General features: G+C 56.2%; 13 protein-coding genes and 1 tRNA gene. 5 read left to right on the forward strand and 9 right to left on the reverse strand.

All coding sequences use genetic code 11. The annotated features are described in order from the left end of the window. The first annotated feature begins 85 nt into the window (after window positions 1-85). Window positions 86-1,834, forward strand: a complete 1,749-nt coding sequence (ggt, locus tag GSQ86_RS06510; protein WP_158749147.1) for a gamma-glutamyltransferase — start codon at window positions 86-88, stop codon at window positions 1,832-1,834. An 83-nt stretch (window positions 1,835-1,917) separates the two neighbouring features. Here the strand turns inward: ggt and GSQ86_RS06515 are convergent, their stop codons facing one another. Further along, window positions 1,918-3,009, reverse strand: a complete 1,092-nt coding sequence (locus tag GSQ86_RS06515; RefSeq protein WP_254062195.1) for a twin-arginine translocation signal domain-containing protein — start codon at window positions 3,007-3,009, stop codon at window positions 1,918-1,920. 263 nt (window positions 3,010-3,272) lie between these two features. On the opposite strand from GSQ86_RS06515, the gene GSQ86_RS06520 reads away from it, so the two are divergent. The 3 genes from GSQ86_RS06520 (at window position 3,273) to rocF (ending at window position 6,930) form a co-directional block, all read left to right on the forward strand. Next, a complete protein-coding gene (locus GSQ86_RS06520; RefSeq protein ID WP_158749149.1) occupies window positions 3,273-4,097 on the forward strand; it encodes a sugar phosphate isomerase/epimerase in 825 nt (274 codons plus the stop codon). Between the two features lie 204 nt (window positions 4,098-4,301). Further along, a complete protein-coding gene (gene asnS / locus GSQ86_RS06525) occupies window positions 4,302-5,654 on the forward strand; it encodes an asparagine--tRNA ligase (RefSeq protein WP_158749150.1) in 1,353 nt (450 codons plus the stop codon). A 271-nt stretch (window positions 5,655-5,925) separates the two neighbouring features. Next, complete coding sequence (gene rocF, locus GSQ86_RS06530) at window positions 5,926-6,930, forward strand: arginase (protein ID WP_158749151.1); 1,005 nt, start codon at window positions 5,926-5,928, stop codon at window positions 6,928-6,930. A 16-nt stretch (window positions 6,931-6,946) separates the two neighbouring features. Here rocF and GSQ86_RS06535 read toward each other — a convergent pair whose 3' ends face one another. The 8 genes from GSQ86_RS06535 to GSQ86_RS06570 all read right to left on the reverse strand — a co-directional run bounded on the left by GSQ86_RS06535 (window position 6,947) and on the right by GSQ86_RS06570 (window position 21,592). Beyond that, window positions 6,947-9,490, reverse strand: coding sequence for a hypothetical protein (locus GSQ86_RS06535; RefSeq protein WP_158749152.1), 2,544 nt, complete (start codon window positions 9,488-9,490; stop codon window positions 6,947-6,949). Between the two features lie 215 nt (window positions 9,491-9,705). After that, complete coding sequence (locus GSQ86_RS06540; protein ID WP_158749153.1) at window positions 9,706-12,084, reverse strand: glycoside hydrolase family 3 N-terminal domain-containing protein; 2,379 nt, start codon at window positions 12,082-12,084, stop codon at window positions 9,706-9,708. Next, complete coding sequence (locus GSQ86_RS06545) at window positions 12,071-13,129, reverse strand: LacI family DNA-binding transcriptional regulator (RefSeq protein ID WP_158749154.1); 1,059 nt, start codon at window positions 13,127-13,129, stop codon at window positions 12,071-12,073. The genes GSQ86_RS06540 and GSQ86_RS06545 overlap by 14 nt, the downstream gene beginning before the upstream one ends. 48 nt (window positions 13,130-13,177) lie before the next feature. Further along, a complete protein-coding gene (locus GSQ86_RS06550) occupies window positions 13,178-15,280 on the reverse strand; it encodes a glucoamylase family protein (protein WP_254062196.1) in 2,103 nt (700 codons plus the stop codon). A 59-nt stretch (window positions 15,281-15,339) separates the two neighbouring features. Next, a complete protein-coding gene (locus GSQ86_RS06555) occupies window positions 15,340-16,833 on the reverse strand; it encodes a glycosyl hydrolase family 39 (protein WP_254062197.1) in 1,494 nt (497 codons plus the stop codon). A gap of 133 nt (window positions 16,834-16,966) precedes the next feature. Beyond that, entirely contained in the window at window positions 16,967-20,521 is a 3,555-nt protein-coding gene (locus tag GSQ86_RS06560; protein WP_158749155.1) for a TonB-dependent receptor, read from the reverse strand. Window positions 20,522-20,807: 286 nt separating this feature from the next. Continuing rightward, window positions 20,808-20,883, reverse strand: a tRNA-Cys gene (locus GSQ86_RS06565). A 52-nt stretch (window positions 20,884-20,935) separates the two neighbouring features. Beyond that, window positions 20,936-21,592, reverse strand: a complete 657-nt coding sequence (locus GSQ86_RS06570) for a peroxiredoxin (protein WP_158749156.1) — start codon at window positions 21,590-21,592, stop codon at window positions 20,936-20,938. A 302-nt stretch (window positions 21,593-21,894) separates the two neighbouring features. Between GSQ86_RS06570 and GSQ86_RS06575 the strand changes: the two genes are divergently transcribed. Next, complete coding sequence (locus GSQ86_RS06575) at window positions 21,895-22,782, forward strand: PhzF family phenazine biosynthesis protein (protein ID WP_158749157.1); 888 nt, start codon at window positions 21,895-21,897, stop codon at window positions 22,780-22,782. The last annotated feature ends 141 nt before the right edge of the window (window positions 22,783-22,923 follow it).

A 22,923-nucleotide genomic window follows, 5' to 3' on the forward strand; every position in this document is an offset into this window, starting at 1 on the left:
GTAACATCAAGCGTTACAGTGTTGGGGCGGTCATCCGTAAAGTCTCATCGAGATTTCCGGGAACCGGGTTAAACTACCGCCAACCATGACTTTCCGGTCAATTTCCTTTTCATCAACTCTCTGCCTTTCTGCCTGTCTCACTCTGCCAGCCCAGCAGACAGTCAACCCTTCGCTGGCGATACAGAATGAAACTCCCGTCCGCACCAGGCATGCCATGGTCGTCAGCATCCAGCATCTGGCAACCGATGCCGGGGTCGAAACTCTGAAAGAAGGCGGCAACGCCGTAGACGCGGCAGTAGCCACAGGCTTCGCGTTAGCCGTCGTGCATCCGGTCGCGGGCAATATCGGCGGCGGCGGATTCATGCTCATCCATCTGCACAGCGGCAAATCCACATTCATCGACTACCGTGAAAAAGCCCCGCTGGCCGCCACCGCCAACATGTATCTCGACGACAAGGGCAATGTCATTCCCAACCAGAGCATCGTGGGATTCAAAGCCGTCGGCGTTCCCGGATCGGTCGCCGGCATGGCCTATGCCGAGAAAAAATATGGCAAGCTGACGCTGGCCAAGGTCATGGAGCCTGCCATTCGCCTCGCATCCGAGGGCTTCGTTCTGACGGAAGAGGAAGCCAAAGAGCTGCATGATTCCGACTTGGCACGTTTTCCCGAGTCGAAGCACATCTTTCAACGCGATGGAAATTACTACCAGACTGGAGATCTCTTCAAGCAGCCTGAACTGGCGCAGACCCTGCGCCGCATCGCCAGGGATCCCGACGATTTCTATCACGGGCAGATTGCGAAGCAGCTCGCTGAAGACGTGCAAAAGGGCGGCGGCCTTATCACCGAGAAAGACCTCGCCTCCTACGTCGTGAAGGAGCGCGAGCCGCTCTCCAGTACTTACAAGGACTACAGCATCATCGCCGCTCCCCCGCCGTCCTCCGGCGGAATCGCCTTGATCGAGGCGCTCAATATTCTGGATGGCTATAACCTTGGCCGTCTCGGCGATCGCACTCCCGCGGAGATGCACCTCATCACCGAAGCCTATCGCCGCGCCTACATGGACCGCTCCGATTACCTGGGCGATCCGGACTATGTGAAGATTCCGATCAATCAGCTTGCCGACAAGAAATATGCCGCCGCCTGGCGCTCCAGCATCAAGCAGGATCAGGCCACGCCTTCGGCTGACCTCAAGCGCCCGGAAGGTTTTTTGCCACCGCCGCCAACCATGGCCGATGTGCGCCACGAATCGGCTCAGACCACGCACTACTCGGTTCTCGATGCAGATGGTAACGCCGTTGCCGTCACCACCACGCTGAACAACGGCTTTGGCTCAGACGTGACTGCGGAAAAGCTCGGCTTCCTGCTCAATGACGAAATGGACGACTTCTCCTCAAAGCAGGGAGCGCCGAATATGTTCGGCCTGATCCAGGGTCCGGCCAACTCCATCGCACCCGGCAAGCGTCCGCTTTCAAGCATGACGCCGACGATCGTGCTCAAAGACGGCAAAGTCAACATGGTCCTCGGCTCACCCGGCGGCGGAATGATCATCAGCACGGTAGCCAATATCTTCATAAGTGCTGCCGATCAGGGACTCAATATTCAAGCCGCAGTCGACGCGCCTCGTTTCCATCATCAGTACCTGCCTGATGTTCTCCTGCTGGAACCCGGCTTTCCTGACTCCACAGTCGAGGGCCTACGCGCTTTCGGCTATCAGGTCAAAATCAGCAAAGGTCACTGGAGCGATGGCGAGTGCATCGCGGTCGATCCCCAGACCGGCGATCTCGAAGGCGGACAGGATCATCGGCACAGCTTTGGAAAGGCCGCGGGCTATTAAGCGGCATAAGACTTCTACGGGCCTGTCGATGGCAATGGCAGGCCCGCACGCAACACGCATTTCATAGGGAACGGTCCATCTACTTAAAAGTGTCCTCGCCGCGCTGCGTCGGCTTCCAGCGCCATCAACTTCAGTGTGTTGAGAAATCTCTTCGATTGGCCCATGAACAGGTTTGACCCGATCAGACCGTTGGCCGCCGCCAAGGCGCCCCCGAATCTGTCAGTGACTGGGCGGATGACGGCACACTTCGGGAGCTTTGGGCTGATGAATTCGCAGGGAACGGGAAAGATCAAATTGGTCTGAAAGAGGGGATCGCCCTTCGCATTGAAGTCAGGGAAGGTCAACCCGTTGGTGGGATCAGTAAATGGCGCGACTGGCTGCTGGACGCCGTTCCCGGCAAAATCGACCCATTCCAGGAAATGGGCCACCTCATCTCCGCCGATAGCAAAGATGATCTCCAATACTTCAGCGCTGGTCGCCTTCTGCCCCAGAGCGGAATACAGGCTGGAACCAGCCTGCTCAATCATGCCAAAGTGAAAGGCCGCCGTGTTTGCAATGGCCTGGATGTGCTGCTGGTTGTTGAAATCATTGTCGTTTCTCGGAATCGCTGTGACGTGTGCGAGCGTGATTGCCTGAGGATAGGTTGCGCCGAAGTCGGGATTTGTGGTGCTCCGATACCGGATATACCAGCTCGTATCGACTGTAAGGTTCATGAGATTGGTCAGCCGCCCTATATTTTGAGCACCGGTTGCCTGACTGCCCTGCAAGGTACGGAACTCGTCGAGATTGACGGGTTCTTCACCCTTCGATTCAAGATAAGCATTCAGAAAGGTTTCGTGGCTGATTTCGTCGGTGGTATTGCTGGTGATGTACTGCGGGCCGTCTCCATCAAGGACCTCGAACGCGGCCTGATAGGGATTGGTGGATCCATCGCTGCTGACGCCGCCCAGCTCGGTGTACTGCTGCCATAGATCGCTCTCAATCAATTCGGCAGCGGCAAGAAATCGCAGAATTGCGACGTCGCCGCGAGTAAGTCCTCCCCTGTTACGATCCCGGTCATCGTCATCCTGTGCCTGGACCGGTCTGCTGCCCAGCAATCCACTGCCAATCGCTGCTGCGCCTCCTGCCAGTGCGCTGCTCCTTAAAAAAGAGCGGCGATTCACTGAACGATTCATTACGCTTTCCTGATTTTTCATATGCACCTCAAAATGGGGGTAAATCGGTCGTGCGAGGTGATCCTAGGCGCGGCCATCCATGGCTGTTGTCATCGCAATGTCAGCAGATCGTTGCATTTTCAGCTTGTTCGTCGTGTCACAAAAAATGAGGAACAGCATCTTTGAGGCAAAGGAAAGAGCGAGAAGAATCCCGGTCACGAAGCCCCGTTCCCCGGATCGCCAGTCCGGATGAGAAGATAGAGCAGGACTCGTTCCAACCATCTATGCTCAAAGTCATTTCGACTCACGTATTTCTGCGCAGCCGTCTGCATCCCGGTCTTCTCGATATCTTCGCCAAAACCGGTGCACAAGGTGTTGAACTTTTTGCTGCGCGCCAGCACTTCGACTACACCAGCCGTCCCCACATCCGCGAAATTGCCGAGTGGTTCACCTCAAATTCCATCGAAGCATTTTCCATGCACGCGCCCATGTTTCCCGACCTTGAAATGGGCCGTGCCGGAGCACCTGCGGTCAACGTTATTCACCCTGAAAAATCGCGGCGAATCGACGCCATGGACGAGATCAAGCGCGCCCTCGAAGTCGCCGAGCAGCTCCCGTTCCGTTATCTCATCATGCACCTGGGCGATCGCGAAGACACATGGAGCCCACGCTCTCTCGAAAATTCGCTGACCGCGCTCGAACACCTGCGCGCCTTCGCCAATCCGCTAGGCGTAAAGCTTTTGGTCGAAAACATTCAAAACGATGTGACGCGGCCGCGGAACATCCTCGAGATTCTCAACGTTGGCCACTTCAAAGACATTGGCGTCTGCTTCGATACCGGCCACGCTCACTTGGGCGATGGCGTAGCGACCGTATTCTCCGAGCTGCGCCCGCACATCCGCTCCAGCCATATCCACGACAACAAGGGCGATCGCGATTCGCACCTCTGGCCCGGCGAAGGCACCATAGCATGGGACGAGACCATCACCGAGCTGAAAGCCGCGCCGCAAACCCCGGCCGGAGTGCTTGAGATTCACTACGCACTCGAAGAAACGCCGGAAAGTGTTATCAGCAAAGCCCAGGCCGCCTTCGAGAAGTTCGGATTGTAGAATGCCCCCTAAAGCAGATGAACAGAATTCCGCAGTACACTATTCTGTTTTTGTCTTGGGCGCACAGAGAAACGTCCGTCATTCTGAGCGCAGCGAAGAATCTCAGAGATGCTGGTATCTCTGAGATTCTTCCTCCCTACGGTCGTCAGAATGACGGGCAGTGCAGAAAAACAATTCCATCGACCGAAATTGGAAAAGATTTCTATGTCAGAAGAAACCGTAACAACAGCAACTGAAACGCCCGTAACCACCATCGCCCGTATCGGCGAGCACGAGGGTAAATCCGTCACCCTTAAGGGCTGGCTCTACAATCTGCGCGAGAGCGGCAAGCTGCTCTTTCCCATCTTTCGCGATGGTTCCGGAACCATCCAGGGCATCGTGCCCAAGGCCGCCGTACCGCCTGAAGTCTTCGAGACCATCAAAGGGCTGACGCAGGAATCGAGCATCATCGTCACCGGCAAAGTCCGCGCCGACAAGCGCGCTCCCGGCGGCTATGAGCTTGATGTAGAAAACGTCGAAGTCATCCAGCGTGTCCCAGAAGACGATCCGTTCCCCATCTCGCTCAAGGAGCATGGCACCGATTTTCTGATGGAGCATCGCCATCTCTGGATTCGCACGCCGCGCCAGTCAGCCATCCTGCGCATTCGCGCCGAGATCATCAAAGCTGCGCGCGATTTCCTCGATGACAACGGCTTTATCCTCACCGATCCGCCGATCCTGACGCCCGCCGCCTGCGAAGGCACCAGCACATTATTTCCCGTCGAATACTTTGGCGATGAAGCCTACCTCACGCAGAGCGGCCAGCTTTACATCGAGAGCACCGCGCTCGCTCTTGGCAAGGTCTACAGCTTCGGCCCGACCTTCCGCGCGGAAAAATCAAAGACGCGCCGTCATCTCACCGAGTTCTGGATGGTCGAGCCCGAATGGGCCTACGCCGGACTCGACGACCTGATGGGGCTTGCCGAGCAGTTCATCAGCTTCATCGTCGAGCGTGTGCTCACCAAACGTGCCGCCGACTTGAAAGTCATCAATCGCGATGCAGCCAAACTCGAAGCGATCAAAGCGCCCTTCCCGCGCATCAGCTACGACGAAGCCGTGCAGATGCTAAACGACGCGCATGCCAAAGGCCTGCTTGAACAGCCCTTCGAATATGGAAACGACTTCGGCTCGCCCGATGAGACTTATATCTCATCGCAGTTCGACCGCCCCGTCATGGTGCATCGCTATCCAGCTGCCGTAAAAGCCTTCTACATGGAGCCGGACCCGGATAACCCAAAATACGCACTCTGCGTCGATGTGCTTGCGCCAGAAGGCTACGGCGAGATCATCGGTGGCTCGCAGCGTATCGCCTCCTACGATCTGCTCAAGAAGCGCATTGAAGAACACAACTTGCCACTCGATGCCTTCAAGTGGTATCTCGATCTACGGCAGTACGGTTCTGTTCCGCACTCGGGCTTCGGCATGGGTATTGAACGCGCCGTCGCCTGGATCTGCGGACTTGAGCATGTGCGCGAAACAATCCCGTTCGCCCGCACGCTGAACCGCATTTATCCGTAGGACCGTAAGAAATGTTTTGAACGGGCACGGCTTCAGCCGTGCCATAAAGAATGCAAAATCATTGGTTTTTAGAGCATTTCGAATTAAGCCCGTACACTGGGTGCCCCATTCTGAGCATAGCGAAGGGTGGGATCGCACAACGGCTTTGCTCACGCTCATGCCGAAAATGCTTTAGCCCATGAGGTATGTTTCCTGCAAAATGCTCGGACTTTTCAACACTCTCTTCAACCCGCGCATTTTCATGAACAGAACAAGGTAATCGGAAGCTCCTATGTCGAAGATCAGCGAAACGCTAGCCAACGAAAAATCCGCCATCACCGGCTCCAACGTCGGACCCATTAAGAGCGGAGTGCAATCACTCCCGCCGCGCAAAATCCGCATCATCGGCGTGCCTCTCGATCTCGGCGCCGCCCGTCGCGGTGTGGACATGGGACCATCCGCAGTCCGCGTCGCCGGACTCGAAGCGCGTCTCGAAGCTCTCGGCCATAATGTCACCGACGGCGGCAACATCAACGTAGCCATTGCCGAAACCAAGCACCTCGGCGAAGAAAACGCCCGCTACCTGAAAGAAATTACCGAGACTTGCGCACGTGCAGCTGACGAAGTCATCGCTGCTCTCGAAGAAGGCATGACGCCCGTCATCCTTGGCGGCGATCACTCCGTCGCCGCAGGCAGTGTCTCTGGAGTCGCCGAGTACTACCGCCGCCAGAATCAGAAGATCGGGCTCATCTGGATCGACGCACACTCCGACTTCAATACGCCTGAGACCTCGCCCAGCGGCAATGTCCACGGCATGCCGCTCGCCGCCCTGCTCGGCCTCGGTCCGGATGCTCTGAAAAATATCTGCGACTTCTCTCCGAAAGTTCTGCCCGAGAACACCGTCATCATTGGCGTGCGCGATATCGACGCTACAGAAAAAGAAAACATCAAGCGCGCCGGTCTCACCGAGGTGTACACCATGCGTGACATTGATGAGCGTGGCATGCGCACTGTTATGGAAGAAGCTTTACGCGCCGCCGGACGCGGCACGGCTGGCTACCACGTCTCTCTCGACATGGATTGGATCGATCCCGAAGATGCACCCGGCGTAGGCACGCCCGTACGTGGAGGCTCAACGTATCGCGAAGCACACCTGGCCATGGAAATCATCGCTGACCACGGACGCATGCTTAGCCTCGAAGTCGTCGAAGTGAATCCCGTCATCGACGAACACAACCGCACCGCAGATCTCGCCGTCGAGTTGATCTCGTCAGCATTCGGGAAAAAAATTCTCTGAAGTCGAAATCGGCGAATTAGTGCGGCTGGTCCGGTGCTGGCTGCGCTGCTGCCGGCTGCGTCGCAGCAGGCGGCGTATCGTCACCAGCCGCAGGCTTAGCCGGCTGCGTCGGAGCGTGTGCGGATGCCTGCTGCGGCAACACCTTCGCCGGCAGCACTACTGTATTCACCGCAGAAGGATCATCCCGCAGCTTCACAAATAGCGAGCCGCCCACAGGATGCGGAACCTGCAAGGTATTGCCTGCAAATCCATCCGGCACCTGCATGCTCTGGCCAAAGCCCGCATCGGAAGCCACCGCATCCAGCAGAAAGAGATTGGTTCCCGTCAGCGTGCAGGGCTGCGCGTTATTTCGACCACATTGCAGGCTCTCGAGCATCGGCAGGCGCACCAGATTCGCCAGCGGCTGCCAGTCTCCTGCCGCACCCTCCGATTCGACCGGGCGAAAACGCAGCGGACCAAAAGCCGACGTTCCAAAGCTTCTCGCCAGATCAATCGTGCCCAGTGCAATCTTCGCGTCCTGCAGCGTCAGGCTGCCGTCCGCAACACTCAGCGTAGTATGGAACGACCCGTCTTCCGTCGCGACTTCTATCTTCTGGTCGTGAGAGAAGGTCTCGGGAACAACCGCCTTCACTGAGAACACCAGCTTGCTGTTCAGTGGCACTTCATTGGTATCGCTCAACGCGATGTGCGTATTCTGAGCCTCTTCTGAAAGCTGCACGCTCTTGCTCAACAACTGCACCTTGGGCCGCGACTGGACAACACTTGCTGCCACATCGAGCGTCCTGCCGTCTTTGAGCTGCACATGCGCTGTCGCCTTGTCTCCTGCATGCAGTTGTGCCGTCGCTTTCGTATCGTCAGCAGTCAGCGTAAGCGCATCTCCGCTCGACGTATTACTCAGCTTGCCCGGCTTGAACTGAATGCCTTTCAGCTCCAGGCTTGCAACCTCATCAAGACGATTGCCTTCGAGTACGCCCTGTGAATCGCCCGCGTTGACATTGAAGCTGACATACTTACCCGCTTCCGATAAGCTGTGCAGCGCAATCGTCTGCGGCTCTTTTGCGCCGGCCTGTTTGATCTGCAGAGTCAGGGCGCCCGGGCTTTCGTCCTTCAACGGAACTTTTACTTCCAGCTGGTCCGGCTGGTTGGCCTTCCACTCCGTCTTGATCTCTTTGCCCGCGTCATTCTTCACCGTAATCGAATCGACGCAGGTGGCATTTCCCGATGTCAGGTGCAGCGTATCTTCGCGTCCCACCACCAGGCCATGCGTATCCGTGGCAGCTAGTTCCCACTTTGTCGATTGCACATTTTGCAGGTGGAATGTCGGCCCCTTGTAAGCTTCAAATCCCCACATGCCGTGCAGGCTGCCAGTCATGCTGCTGTTCAAATTGGCAATGACCGAGGGCTGTGTATCCGCAACAAAGCCGCCCTGCGAAGGATCGGCCTTCACCGGAATATCGACATCCTTGCCGTTCTTATCTTTCACGCGCAGCACCATATCGTGCGCATAGCTGGTGGCAAACGCCAGCGGCGCTCCCTCTACGGGCAGCACCAGCTTGTCCTTCGCAATACAGAATTCCTGCTTTTCATCCACCAGCCGCAGCGGAGGTTGGTGTCCGTTATCAATAGCTGGAAGCGCCATTACAACCACTGATTTCGGATTGCGAAACGAGGGAGGCGTATTCAGCTTCAGATTAATTTCGTCATTGTGGAAAGCATTCAGCGCCGGAATGTACTGGTACTGCGCTGTATGTACCGTCTCCAGGATGTGTGCAATGTCAATCACCGAAGCAATGTATGGGCTGTAGTACCCTGCGCCCGCTCGCGCGGTATAGCTCAGCTGCATGGCGAGGTCGCTGGTCGCGCCCGTCGTCAGTGCGTCTGTCACAGAAAGAGTGTGTCCATCGTCCATCACCAGCTCGTTCTGTTTCTGCACCAGGCACGACGCCTGCTCTTCCACCACTTTCTGCAAACAATCCTGGTCCAGCTTGATGCTCAGGCTGCGCGCCAGCAGTGGAGAAACCTCTTTCAGCTTGTCGGGATTCGTTTCATTCACCACGCGAACCGCTTCCAGATAAGCATCCAGGCGAGCCTTATCGAGACTTAATTGATTCAGATCCTGCGAGGAGCGCACAAACGAGCCCGGACGGGAATGCACTGCGTCCCGGACCGCTCCGTAATCGCCACCGGTAGACGGAGCAAGAAAGACGATCGCCTGCTGCGCATCCTTCGGCACATTTACAAAAATGCCTTCCTGCTGAACTTTCTTGTCCCAGGCTTCGGCCTTCGTGAACCAGCTTTCCGGCGGAGGATTCGTGGATCCGCGCAGAAAGGCCACAATCAGCAAGTATTTGATGGACTGTCCCGGAGGCATGACCGGGTGAATCCACAGCCTGTCCCCCACTACAAGATTCGGCACCTTCGAGATCGGCAGCGTCTTGCCGTTCCGCGAAACGCGGACTTCTATCGTCGGTCCAGCAAGATCAAACGGGGCCGGATCTGCAAAGGCAAGCAGAGTAACCGAGAACAGGACAGCAGCTATAAGGCGAGATCGTTTCCACATATGTTTTCTGGCAGGCGAAGAGATTTCTTTCGCCGTAATCCTTAGATGCGCGCGTGAAAGTGGGTCCAAAAGCCAATTTCGGACAAAACAGCCCCCATGGTCACGATTCCAGGAGGCCTATCTATATTCTATTTGCCTTTTATTGAACCCGGCAGGTGTCAATCTAGTTTCGCAAAATCGACACCCGTCGCTTTTTCGCCTCAAATTATTGGTTATTAAGGATTTACCTTGAATTCTGCGGAATCCGTCGCCAATGAACTATCGCCGACCCACACCGTATATTGAGTCGGCTCAACCACGGCTCGGTTCTCACTGTTGTAGAACGACAACTCATCGAATCCCAGCGGAAATGACACCTGTCGAGACTCGCCCGGCTTCAGCGTGACCCTCGCAAAGCCCTGCAGGCTGCGAATCGGCTGCTCCACACTCGCTCCCAAGTTTCCCACATAACACTGCACCACCTCCGTCGCTGCACGGCTGCCTGCATTCGTAACCGTCGCGGTTGCCGTCATCAGATTTCGCGCCCCCTGCACATTCGCCTCGCGAAGCGGCACGGCAGTCCTCGAAAGACTTACCTTCCCATAAGAAAACTGCGTATAGGTCAGGCCGAACCCGAAAGGAAAGAGCGCTCGATTCGGCACGTCGATGTAACGCGAAAAGAATCGCGAATCTCCACCCGGCGGCTGCATGAGATCAATCCCGGTCGCCGGACGCCCGGTAGGAAACTGGTTGTAGTAAAGTGGCTCCTGTCCCACAGCCCAGGGAAAGCTCATCGGCAGCTTGCCGCTCGGCGAAACGTCGCCGTAAAGAACATCCGCAATTGCAGAGCCGGCTTCCGTTCCCGGGAACCAGACTTCCATAATCGCCGCTACATGCTGCGCCGCCCAGGTCAATACCAGGGGACGTCCCGAGAAAACCAGCAGCACAATCGGCTTGCCGGTAGCAGCAACTGCTTCAAGAAGCTGTTCCTGGTTACCTGGCAGATCAAGATGCGCCCGCGAGCCCGCTTCACCGCTCATCACGCCGGATTCGCCCAGCGCGAGAACCGCAACATCCGCCTGCTTCGCCGCCTGCACCGCTCCTGCGAAACCGCTGTCGGAAGTTCCGGTAAACTCCGTGCCCTTTTCAAAAACCACCGATCCGTCGTTCTTCTTCGCGCGGCTTTCCAGCGCAGCTTTGATGGTCACAACGTCAGATAATTGCGGTCCGCCACTCCACGAGCCCAGCATCTCGCCCGGGTTATCGCCGAGCGGACCAATCAGAGCAATCTTCTTCGCTCCCGATGATAACGGGAGAACAGGATTCCCTTGAACAGCATCATTCTTGAGCAGCACAAACGATTCTTCTGCTGCCTTCCTCACCAGCGGACGATGCTCAGAAACTGCTGCTGTAATCTCCGTGCCGCGCGCATACGGATGCTCAAAAAGTCCCAGCGCAAACTTCACCCGCAGCACTCTTCGTACCGATTCATCCACCACGCTCATCGGAACCTGCCCGCTGCGAATCAGCCCCGGAAGCTCCGTGTCGTAGTAGTGCGACATCATATCCACATCCACGCCGGCCAGAAACGCCTTGCGCGTCGCTGTCGCGGGATCGAGAGCAATGCCGTGATGCGTCAGTTCCATAATGGCCGTGTAATCGCTGACCACGAACCCATCAAAGCCCCATTCGTCGCGGAGAACCTTCTGCAATAAAAACGGATTCGCCGTCGCCGGAACGCCATTCAGCGCATTGAACGCACTCATAATCGTCGCGGCGCCTGCTTCGACGGCAGCCTTGTAGGGCGGCAGATAATCCTGCCGCAGCCGAATCTCCGACATGTCCGTCGTGTTGTATTCGCGCCCGGCCTCGGCTGCGCCATAGGCGGCAAAATGTTTCACTGATGCGGCCACGCTCTCCGGATTCGAAAGATCATCTCCCTGGTAGCCCTGTATGTAAGCCCGCGCCATCGCTGCGCCTAGATAGGCGTCTTCTCCCGCGCCTTCCGTCGTGCGGCCCCACCGCGCATCGCGCGAAATGTCCACCATCGGCGAGTAGAACCAGCGCACGCCAGCAGTCGTCGCCTCCACCGCGGACATGTGAGCGACATCCTTCACCAGCTCCGGATCAAAAGTGGCTCCAAGTCCGAGCGGCTGCGGATAGATCGTGCGATAGCCGTGAATAATGTCAGCCCCGAACAGCAGCGGAATGTGCAACCGGCTTTTATCGACAGCCGCGTGCTGAAAGGCATTGGTCTTCTCTGCACCAACCGTGTTCAGCATCGAGCCGAGCTTTCCGGAAGCCGCCAGTTCCATGGAGTTCACCCCATTACGAGCCTCGGGGTTCGCCGCCAGCTGTGCGGCATCGGCAGCGCCTGCGTAGCCGCTGTCGTTGTACTGCACCAGCTGGCCAATCTTCTCCTCCAGCGTCATCTGCTTCAGCAATGAATCGACCTTACGCTCAATAGCAGCTGACGCAAGCTGCTTATTCGAAGGCGCAGCAGCTTTTTGTGCAACTGCGGAAGCAGCGAGAAAAACAAAGGTGATGCCGACCCCGGCCATCTTTCTGGCGGTGGATGCTGCAGAAGAGGAAGCACATACTTTAAGAAACAACATGGTTCTCCTGGGTAGATTGCCGCTCCACAAACGCCGGGAGCATGCGAATAGGATGTTTCGGCCACTCTGACTTCTCTTTGTGGATCATCTCGAGCAAAGTGCTCGCAGCCGCGCGACCCATCTCATGCAGCGGCTGGCGCACTGTTGTCAGCGGAGGGTTATTGGTCGCAGCGCTCAAAATATCATCGAATCCCACAACCGAAACCTGCTCCGGCACCTGTATCCCCGCCTCGCGCAGAACAGTAATCGCGCCGATAGCGGCAAGATCGTTGAAGGCAAAGATAGCAGTGAAAGGCACACCACGATCCAGCAAAGTGGCAGTAGCCACCCTGCCCGTCTCAATGCCAGGCCCATCGCCATCAAGCTGCGTCACTAAATTCGGATTCACTTCAATATCCATATCAGCAGCCACCTTACAGATCGCACGCCACCGCGCCCGCGTATCCGAGCTGAAACTCTGTCCCTTGATAAAAGCAATCTGCCGATGCCCCAATCCATGCAGATGTTCCAGCGCATATCGCGCAGCCAGCACATGATCCAGCTCGATATTGACCACCGCAGGCCGGTGATGATGATCCGAAACCGCGACCACGGGCACCGGCAGGTCTTCGTGCAGCGGCGTATCGACAGCGATAATCCCCTCGACGGCACGCGACAGCAGCAGCGAGGGATATTCGCGCAGCCTGTCGTCGTGATGCCGATGGCTCACCACAAAGTAAAAATATCCGGAAAGCAGCAGCACATCCTCAATGCCCCCCAACACAGCCGTCGAATACCCTTCGCTGATCTCAGGCACCATCACGCCAATCGTATGACTCCGCTTGCTCCTCAAACTGCGAGCCAGCACGTTCGCCTTGTAATTCAGCTTGGCTGCTTCTTCTAAAACTCTTTCCTGCGTCTCCGCTGAAATGCGATAGTGCTTTGCTGATCCATTTAGCACGCGCGAAACTGTCGTCTGCGACACACCCAGATGCCTTGCCAATTCCTTCAAATCCGGCCTGACATTCTTCTGGTGCGAGGAGCCTTCTCCGTCCTCCGCGCTCATGATTTTCCCTTTCCAAACTCGGCTCAATAGGCCAGCGGATCGCGCCGTCTATCTGCTTCCAACCTTCTCCAGTCCAATCTCCTGCTGCACGCGTGCCAGCTCCGGATTGGACATGAAACACTTCCAGATCAGCCCGCTGCGGCCGTTCTCAATCATCACTGCCATCGGTGCCTGGTTCAATCCCATGGTAATTCCCGCATACCAGTTCTCCTGCTGGTTGAAGGCATCGCGAAAGCCATAGATATCCCAAAGCTGTGCGCCCAGATCGCGATAGAAGTGCTTGAGAGCCAGCATCGACGCCTCCGGTGTATATGCGTAGCTGCTGATAGCCCCCGTCGGCGCAATCGTGCCGTCATCTCCAGTGAATGGTTTGTATTCGTGATAACCCTTCGGCCCATCGACAGCAGTCAATCCCCATGAGTCCGCGCCGTAACCCTTCATATGCAGAGGATTCGCGATGCTGTAAGCCTGGCTGATCCGCGCTTCGTTGCGATTGTTCTCGAAGTAGTCAGCATACTTGTCGCGCCATCCGTGAGGGTCATAGCCCAGGTAAGAATATTGCGTGAAGAAGAGCGGCCCCGGTGACCCCGCCGTGTAACTCATATTCAGCGGAATGCCGAAGTACGTATGCTTCTCGCCATATGCGTGCTCCGTTCCCTCTGCCGTGTAGCCGGTGTGATAAAGACTCGCAGGCACCGAATGCGTCGGCGAAGCAATCGCCAGCAGATACGTAATCATCACCTCATTCCAGCCTTGCAGCCGATTGGCGATGTGAAAAGCATAGTCAGGCGACCAGTGCCAGTAGAGCGCATCCTTATTCGGCGTAGCTCTGAACCAATCCCACTCCACTCCCTGCCAGAGGTTCGTGATGTTATCGCGCAGCTTGCGCTCCTGCTCATTGTCTTCCTTGAAGTACTGCCTCGCCGTAAGCAGACCCTGCATCAGGAACGAGGTCTCCACCAGATCCGCGCCGTCGTCATACATTCCGAAGACAGGAAGCGTATGCCCCGTCTTGCCGCTAAGGAAGTGCGGCCACACACCGTGAAAGCGATCTGCGCGCGCCAGAAACTCGGTGATGCGAAGCATGCGATCCGCCACCTGCTCACGCGGTGCAAAGCCTCGCTCCGCGCCCACCACCATCGCCATGATTCCGAATCCGCTCGCCCCCAGCGCAATCACATCATCGTCGCCGGGAGTATTCTCCCTCGCCATCCCAGAATTCGGCTCGTCCGCCTCCCAGTAGTAACGGAACGACGCCTCCTGCACCATCGTCAGCAGCTCATCATCCGTCATCGGACGTGTGGAAGCCGTCATCGCCGCTGACTGAGGTGATTCCCGCAGCGAAGAAGTTCGCGCAGAAACCTTATAGGAAGCCGTCGCATGCGGATCACCAATAAAATCCGCATAACGGTTCACCCCATATCGCTGCACCCCAATAGCGCGATACGGCCCGCCCTGCATCGAGCGATAAATTACATACTGCGCCACCGTTGGATCAGGCGATGCTTCCCATCTGAGATCGACATGCCGCTCATAACCTTTCGCCTCAAGCAGCTTCGGCGTCGACGGCACATGCTTGCTCTTCTCAGCACTCTCAATGCGCACATCATCGATAAAAAGATCGTGCGAAACGCCATCGGCTGCGCCTTGCGCAAAAATAATGGCGCCTAAATGCCGCGGCTCGAAAGCATGCAGCGACGCCGTCGAAAACCGATCCAGTGGGATACGAACGCGAGTCCACCTACCGGGTGCCAGATCACTCGTGAATGCTCCGAGAGCAATCTGCCCAGTAAAATTCCGCGCGACATCGCGCAGCGCTATCTTCGGAAGGTCCTGCGCGCGAATGCCTTCTTTCGAATACAGCCAGAGAAAAAGGCTGTCGCCGGGAAAATCGATATCGCGATTACGCCAGGCATAAAGATCGATCTCCGCATCCCATCCACCGCCAGCCATCGATTGCCACTCAAGCGCAAGCGCATTGGGTCCGCTGACGAACTCCGCCGTTTCCACCGGTAATTTTCCGTCCACCAGCTTGAGCGCACTCGGATTCGAGACTGTTCCCGAGCTGTAAAAATAAAATCCAGGCGAGAGGCTGTTCTCAAAGAAAACCTGCTGAGAATAATTCTGATCGGCAAATGCATGGCACGACAAAATCAGTAATGCCGCCAGCAGACAAAAAGCACTTCGGCAACAAACGCTATGCCGCCTCATCATCGGCCAACCTTGATCAGCAAAAGAGCGTTCGGTCCCAACGTCAAATCCAGCTTGCCATTCTCTAACTTCCGCTGCTCTGGATCACCCAACGCCGTCTCGCGATTCAGCTGCTCCACCTGCGCATCCGTCGGATCAAGCGGGCTGCCCATTTTCTTATAAGCAGCCAGCGTATTGCTGTGCGTCTCATCTACACGGCTGATCGTAACCGCAGCATCCCCAGCCAGGCCGTGCAGATCAAGCTCCACCCGCTTCGTCGTCCCCGTCTTATCCGGATCGACAATATTCCACAGCGCAATCGCGAGGCTTCCATCCACACTCTTCGTCACGATCGCGTCCGATGAAGGATTCGCAATACGCCGGTCGCCAAGCTGGTGCAGCAAGGCAAAGTCATAATAGCTGGGCTTGTTGATGCCGCCCTTCGCCCGCAATCCAAACTCGCCGTCAAAAGGCTTCGCAATCGGGCCGCCCTCTTCAAACACATCGGAGAAGGTCCAGAACGACATCATGTCCACCAGCCCATCGCATTCGCGAATCGTATTCGCCAGCCCTGTTCCCACAAACGCCGTATCGCGCGACTCGTTCATGCCCTGCACATTCCACTCCGTCCAGAAAAGCGGCAGCTTCGGCATCGCTGACGCTTGAATCTGCTTTCTCACCTTTCCAATCGCGCCGCACACGCGGTCATCCATCGGAATATCTTCCTTTGTCCCAAACAGATTCTCCGGTGTGTCATCCGCATAACCGTGGCTCGTCACGAAATCCACCGGCACATGGTTATCAGCAGCATATTTCAAAAACTCATCCACCCATGAAGCCGCAGCCGTCGCAGGCCCTCCCACACGCAGGCGCGGACTCACACTCTTCAGATCGCGGGCCGTATGCGCATACAGCTCAAAATAGCTTTGCTCTCTAGGAATGCCATTCCAGAAATCGATATTCGGCTCGTTCCACACTTCGAAGTACCACTGCGACACTTCCTCAATGCCGTAGCGATCCACCAGGTGCTGCGCGAAGTGGGTCATCAGGTCATCCCACCGCTCCAGGCTCTTCGGCGGCGAAACATTCTGCTTGTACCAGAAGGGATGCAGCGCATCCGGATTGAAGGCGAGCTTCTTCGGCATGAAGCTGATTTCCACTACCGGTCGAACGCCGTTCTTCAGCAGCCCATCGTAAATCTGGTCCACATAAGCAAAGTTGTAAACCGCATTGCCGTGCTCATCTTCGTTATAAACGCCGTTCTCGTCGTGAAGAATGCCGTGGAAGCGCACATATCGGAAGTCCGTAACCTGCTTTACCGCGCGCAGATCATTGCGGTAGCTCTCGCGCAAAGTAAGATTCGCGCGCCCCGACCCGAACATCTCCTCCCAGAAATGAGGAAAAGGCGTCATCTCTCCCTGAGCATTAATTTCAATCTTCTGTTGTTGCGCAATGTCGGGTAAGCAGAAACCCATGAAGGCAAGAACCACAGCGGAAAAGTATTTCAATCGCAAAATGAGAACTCCTGGTTAAGAAGGCACGTATATCAGAAATAAGATCACGAGAATTTTTTACGAGCGCAGACGCTCAATCCGAAAGAAAAGAGGGTACGCCGTGGAAGAGCGCACCCTCTCAAGGGAGGCAAAATTAGAAGCTGAAGCGCGCCTGCAGCTGAATCGTCCTGCTGCCCAGAGCATTCGCAGCGACTCCAAAGTCCCCGTTCGGACTCGCCGTGCCATCAGGTGCAACCGAGCCTAAGACGTTATCAATCGAGCTCGTTTTGATATTCGTCTTATTGAATAGATTGTAAGAATCGGCGCGAATTTCGAACCTGGCATTCTCGCCAAGTACCGGCATCTTCGGCAGCCCGAAAGCCTTCGTCAAGCTTGCGTCCAGATCGTTGTAACCCGGGCTGTTTAGAGTGTTGCGCTTGATCCCCGGCGCTGGAGCGGGCGAAGCAGCCGGAAAAGGCGCTCCCTGAACATACGACGGAGGCAGGAAATACTGCGTTCCATCTCCACCGAAGTTCGGGTTGCTGGACTCGAACGACTTGTTACCGGTGTTCCTGCCGTACCCCTGCACAATCGTTGTCGGCCGCAGCTGGCTATAACCGCTGCCTGAGAAGTACGTATTTCCGTTGGTGTTATAGACCGGGTTCCACGGGAAGCCTGTATGCCAGTTCCAGATGCCGCTCACCGACCATCCGCCTGCTACCTTTTCAACCCAGTTATGGCCGCCGCGGAAAAAAACCGGCTGCCACAAACCGAATACCTTCACCGCATCCTGCACGTTGTAGTCTGAGCGCCCATATGCCGCATGCGTATCGTATGGATATAGATCCTCTGAATAAGGTCCGGAGTTCTCATCCATCGCCTTTGCCCAGGTGTACTGCACCTGCGTCTGGAAGCCGTGGCTGAAGTTATGCGCGAGTGTCGCGATCATCGTGTTGAAATTTCCATTGCCGGAGTTTTGATAAAAATCCAGGCTCTGAATTCTGGGGTCGAGTGGAAGTCCCCGCGCCGCAGCTACTGCATTCCAGTTGTTCTGAATGTAGAGGTGCCGCGTCTCGCTTCCCTGATATCCCAGCGTCGCTACGATGTCGAACGGCATTTGATACTGCATGTCGAGCGAGTAGTGGTAGTTGGTAATCGTTTTGGGGTGTGATTCATAAGACGTCACACCAATCGGGGATCCGCTGACCGGAAGATTGTCGCTTCCGAAGGTGGTAATGGCGTTCGGATTGGGCGCATACCCGAAGATGGAATGAGGATCACTCGCGGTTTCATACTGAATGCCCGTCCCGGCGCAGTTCGGATTTGTCGTGTACGGATAAGCGCAAACGAAGTTCGCATTCACGCCATTCGGAGGATTGTTGTTCACGTTGGCCGTGATGGCGATTTCATTCTGGTTGTAGTTCATTCCAAAACCGCCGCGAATCACGAGGTTGCCATTGCTCTGCATTGGCAGCCACGCAAAACCTACCTGCGGTCCCCAGTTGTTCTTGCCCGGCTCGTAGAGACTGCCGCCAACCCGGATGTTGATCCCGTCGAGCGGATTGCTCGCATTCGTTCCAAAACGGAAGACATCCATGTTGTCCTGCTTCGCATACAACGATTCAAAATAAGACCAGCGCAGGCCCAGGTTTAAGGTCAGGTTCGGACGAATCTTGAAATCGTCCTGCACAAAAGCGCCCCACAGGTTTTGGCGGTCATCCTGCCGGTTAGAGAAAGGAACGCCAGTGGCGGAAGCGAAGAACCCGGTTTCCTTGTAAGGAGCGTCATTCGCAAAATCCCACAGGTTATTGAAGAAGAACTGCGGACGCGCCGCGTAAACAGGATTGTTTAGGTAGTACAGACGAGTAAGTTCGCCACCTACTTTGATACTGTGACGTCCGAGAATCTTTGTCAGCACGTCGTTGTAGCTATACGTCCACTGATTCAGATCGCTTGGTCCCGGAGCACCGAAGTATTGAAAGCCATTGTCATTGGCGATGGTTCCAATGCTGTCAAGATTGCCCTGCGGCAAACCGAAAGCAGCTTGCGGATTGGTGGAAACTTCATTCCAGCGCCATCCAGCGGCGTTAGCACGCGCCTGGTTCAACAGCGTGGGTGAGAAAGTATGGTTCCAGATCACCGAAATCGCATCGTTGACCTGTGAGTGATGCCAGAAATTCGCCGTGCGAACCGGTCCCTGGAAGTTGGTGGTGCTGACGGGAACCCAGTAAATCGTAAAGCTGATGTGGTCGTTCTGCGTCGCCTGTGCGTCCAGACGGCCGTTGTACTGCGACTGCGAAGTAGTGGTCGGGTTAATCGTATTGAAGTAGGCCATATCGGCCACGCCATCCAGGCCATTGCCTACACCCGGATTGTTGATGCTTCCGCCATATGTCGGATCCTGAAACCCGACTCCATTACGGAGAGGCGATCCGACATCAAGGCCCTGACCAGTGGTATTGCAGTTCACGCCTTCCTTCAGTCCAATCGAGGCGCAGGTGCGTTGAACGATGCCGTTGGCAGCTACGGCAGCTCCCGGAAATGCAAGATACGTCGCTGCGATCGGCGCTATACCTGCCAGCGAATCGAACTGCGAAGTCTCATACCAGCCCTGCGTAGTAGAAGTGGCATCGAGCGGGCTGGTCTCCCAGTTAAAGAATGCGAAGAGCCGGTTCTTCCAGATCGGGCCGCCGAGGCTGCCACCGTACTGGTTGAAGCGGTTATTGTCCCTGTTGACTCCGCGCTCTGCCGCTGTGCCCGAGATATTGGAACCTGGACCGTTCCACCGCTGATACGCATTCAATCCCGGTCGCGATGCTTTGAAGAAGGCACTTCCATGGAAATTATTCGTGCCGCTCTTCGATGTGACCTGGATTTGCGCGCCGCTGAAGCGTCCATTCTCAGAGTCATAGCTGTTCGATGTCACCTTCAGGTTATCGACTGAATCTTCGCTCGGAGTAATGACCGACGTGCCGCCCCACACTGCGCTTACCGTGCTGATGCCGTCGACCGTGATGCTGTTCGTCTCATACTGGCCGCCACGGGTCTGAATCTGCGGTCCATTCTCCGTCTGGAAGATGCCGCCGGAACCGCCGCCGGTTCCACCAGGGCCCTGGTTCCCCGGCAGGGCTTGTGCGCCGCCGCCGCCCGACTGCGAGCCATCGCCGAACACTCCCGGCGTCAGCTGCGCCAGCTGAAAGATATCGCGGTTAAACGACGGCAGGTGCTGAATCTGATTGCTGCTGATCGTCGAGCTGACCGTAGCCGTCTCCGAATCGAGCCCGAGAGTAGTGGTCGATACCGTCACCGTCGTTTGAACCGCGCCCGGTTCCAGTTGAACATTGATCGCATTCAGCTGCTCAGGGATGATCTGCACCTGCGACAGATCTTTGGTCGTGAAGCCGTCCTTCTCGATCGTCATCGAAAAGTGCGCCGGCGGAAGGGCATTGAAGTTGTAAATGCCGCTCGCGTCGCTCGTGCTTACCAGTTTCTGGCCGGTGTCCGTATTGGTCAGCGTGACCTTCGCGCCCGGAATCACTGCGCCCGACGGATCGGTCACGTTTCCGCGAATGGACGCCCGGTATTGCGCCTGCGCCGTACCCGCAAATCCGAGCATCAGAATGACCGCGAAAAGGCACAAAAACCGCTCGAAAGTGCGTGATTTGGGCGCTAAAACAACATGTTTTTGCCCAATGGTGAGTCCTTGCATACTGCCTCCAAGAGTTACTGATCTGTACTGTTTTTATATTTGCAATCAGTTAGCGCAACCGATTGTGCACAGGAAAAAGATGTATCACCAGCGAAATTCAGCTGTCAAACCGCTGCATCAATGCCAGTGGCGACTCGATCAACGCATGGTTAGATTCAATTTCAGGATTTTGGTAGCCTGCCCGTCCGCAGAAATTTGAGGCAGAATCCAGATCGCTACCGACGACCTGCGGAATATTGGGGAGTTTCCAGGATGGGCATTGAAGACGGATGGTAACAGACGCAATTGGAGCACCGGGCGGGAATTGAACCCGCGAATACTGGTTTTGCAGACCAGCGCGTTAGCCACTTCGCCACCGGTGCTCTTTGTCCGCCGCGCCATGCGAGGTGCGCGGCGGATGATCTCAAGAATACGTTATTCAGGCTGCGACACAGTACGCAGATAAGGCTTCACTGTCTTGTATCCGGGAAAAATCTTATCGGCTTCATCATTCGAAACCGCCCCGGTTATGATGACGTCGCCGCCCTGCTTCCAGTTTGCCGGAGTCGCCACACGATGCTTCGCCGTGAGCTGAATCGAATCGAGCACGCGGATGATCTCGTCGAAGTTGCGACCCGTCGTCATGGGATAAGCCAGTGTCAGCTTGATGCGCTTGTCAGGACCGATGACGAAGACAGTCCGCACAGGCGCGTTCAACGCAGGTGTCCGCCCTTCGCAGGACTCGCCCGCATCCGCCGCCAGCATGTCATACAACTTGGCGATCTTCAGGTCCGGGTCTCCAATGATGGGGTAGTTGACGGCATGGCCGCTCACATCCTGAATGTCCGTGAGCCACTTGCTGTGATCGCTTACCTTGTCCACACTGAGTCCAATCACCTTGGCTCCCCGCGCGGCAAAATCCTTTTCGAGGCCGGCAACAGCGCCCAGCTCGGTGGTGCAGACAGGGGTGAAATCCTTCGGGTGGGAGAAGAGCACCGCCCAGTTATCACCGATCCACTCGTGGAAATGAATCGTCCCGTGGGTAGTCTCAGCCGTGAAATCCGGCGCAATATCGTTGATGCGGAGTGACATTTTAATTCGCGATCCTTCCTGTAAATGAAAAACCCACCTCGGCATTTGCGGGTGGGTGATTGAGCTTGTTTCTTCTGGACTTCGCTCTAGGAACACACCCGCATAGTGCAGCAGCGACAGCAGCAGCACAGACACATGCAGGTTGGAGCGGTGTGATTCATCTTCAAAAAGAAGCATAGTCCGTGACCGCAGGCGTGTCAAACAGCTATCGGCGAATAGCAACCAATTTCCACCATTGGCACGAGCAGGTTCGACACCGAATCCCTCATCCATAACGCTGCCACTCTGCGAAACTTATCACTATGCGCGAACTCGATTATCACCTCTGCGATGTTTTCACGAGCACACCCTTTCAGGGCAACCAGCTTGCGGTTTTCGAGAATGCCGGAGATTTGTCGCCTGCCGAGATGCAGCGGCTCGCAAGTGAAACGAATCTCTCCGAGACCACTTTCATCATTCGCCGTGCGTCGGAGATGGAGCGTCTCCGCGGCGTGCGCGTTCGCATCTTCACCACCGAAGAAGAACTGCCCTTCGCCGGGCATCCGACGCTTGGCACCAGCAGCTTCATCCGCCAGTTTCTGCCCGAATACGCCAATCACGAACTCATTCGCCTCGAATTGAATGTAGGCGCAGTCGAAGTTCGCTTTTCCGGATCGCCCCAGGCAGCACCCCATGGCGAGATGACGCAGCCGGATCCCGTTTTCGGACAAATCCACGATCGCGATGCCGTCGCCCGCGCGATCGGTATTCATGTAGACGACTTGTCCGCCGATATGCCAATTCAGACAGTATCCACTGGCCTGCCGTTCTGCATCGTTCCGTTTCGCTCTGTGGATCGACTGGCTACGCTGCGCATCTCTGCTGCGACTGCGAGCGATTATCTGGAAAATCGCGATGCGAAATTTTTTTATTGCGTCGCGCCGGAAGTCAGAGGCGTCTGGAGAGCACGCATGCAGTTCTACAACGGCGAAGATCCTGCAACCGGTTCGGCGGCCGGCTGCGCTATCGCCTATCTTGTGCACCACGGCGTAGCCGGCTCAGACGAGATGTTGCACATCCGTCAGGGCATTGAAATGGGTCGTGCAAGCGATATCGGCGTGCGCGCGAAACGTGATGGAGTTTCAATTCGGGAAGTGCGTGTCTCCGGCAGCACTGTTTTCGTAGCAAAGGGACGCTTTTTCCTTGAATGATTCACATGCTTTCAACAGGCCTGTTCACGCGAATCGCCAATAACCACGCCGTCAAATCAAAATCCGGTGAATCGCTAGTGAAAAATTCACGTCTCCTTCGCTTCATCTTCCCCGTTTACACGCGGCTCAGCCCTTCGTACT

Source organism: Acidobacterium sp. S8 (assembly GCF_009765985.1).
In the GTDB taxonomy this organism is placed as follows: Bacteria; Acidobacteriota; Terriglobia; order Terriglobales; family Acidobacteriaceae; genus Alloacidobacterium.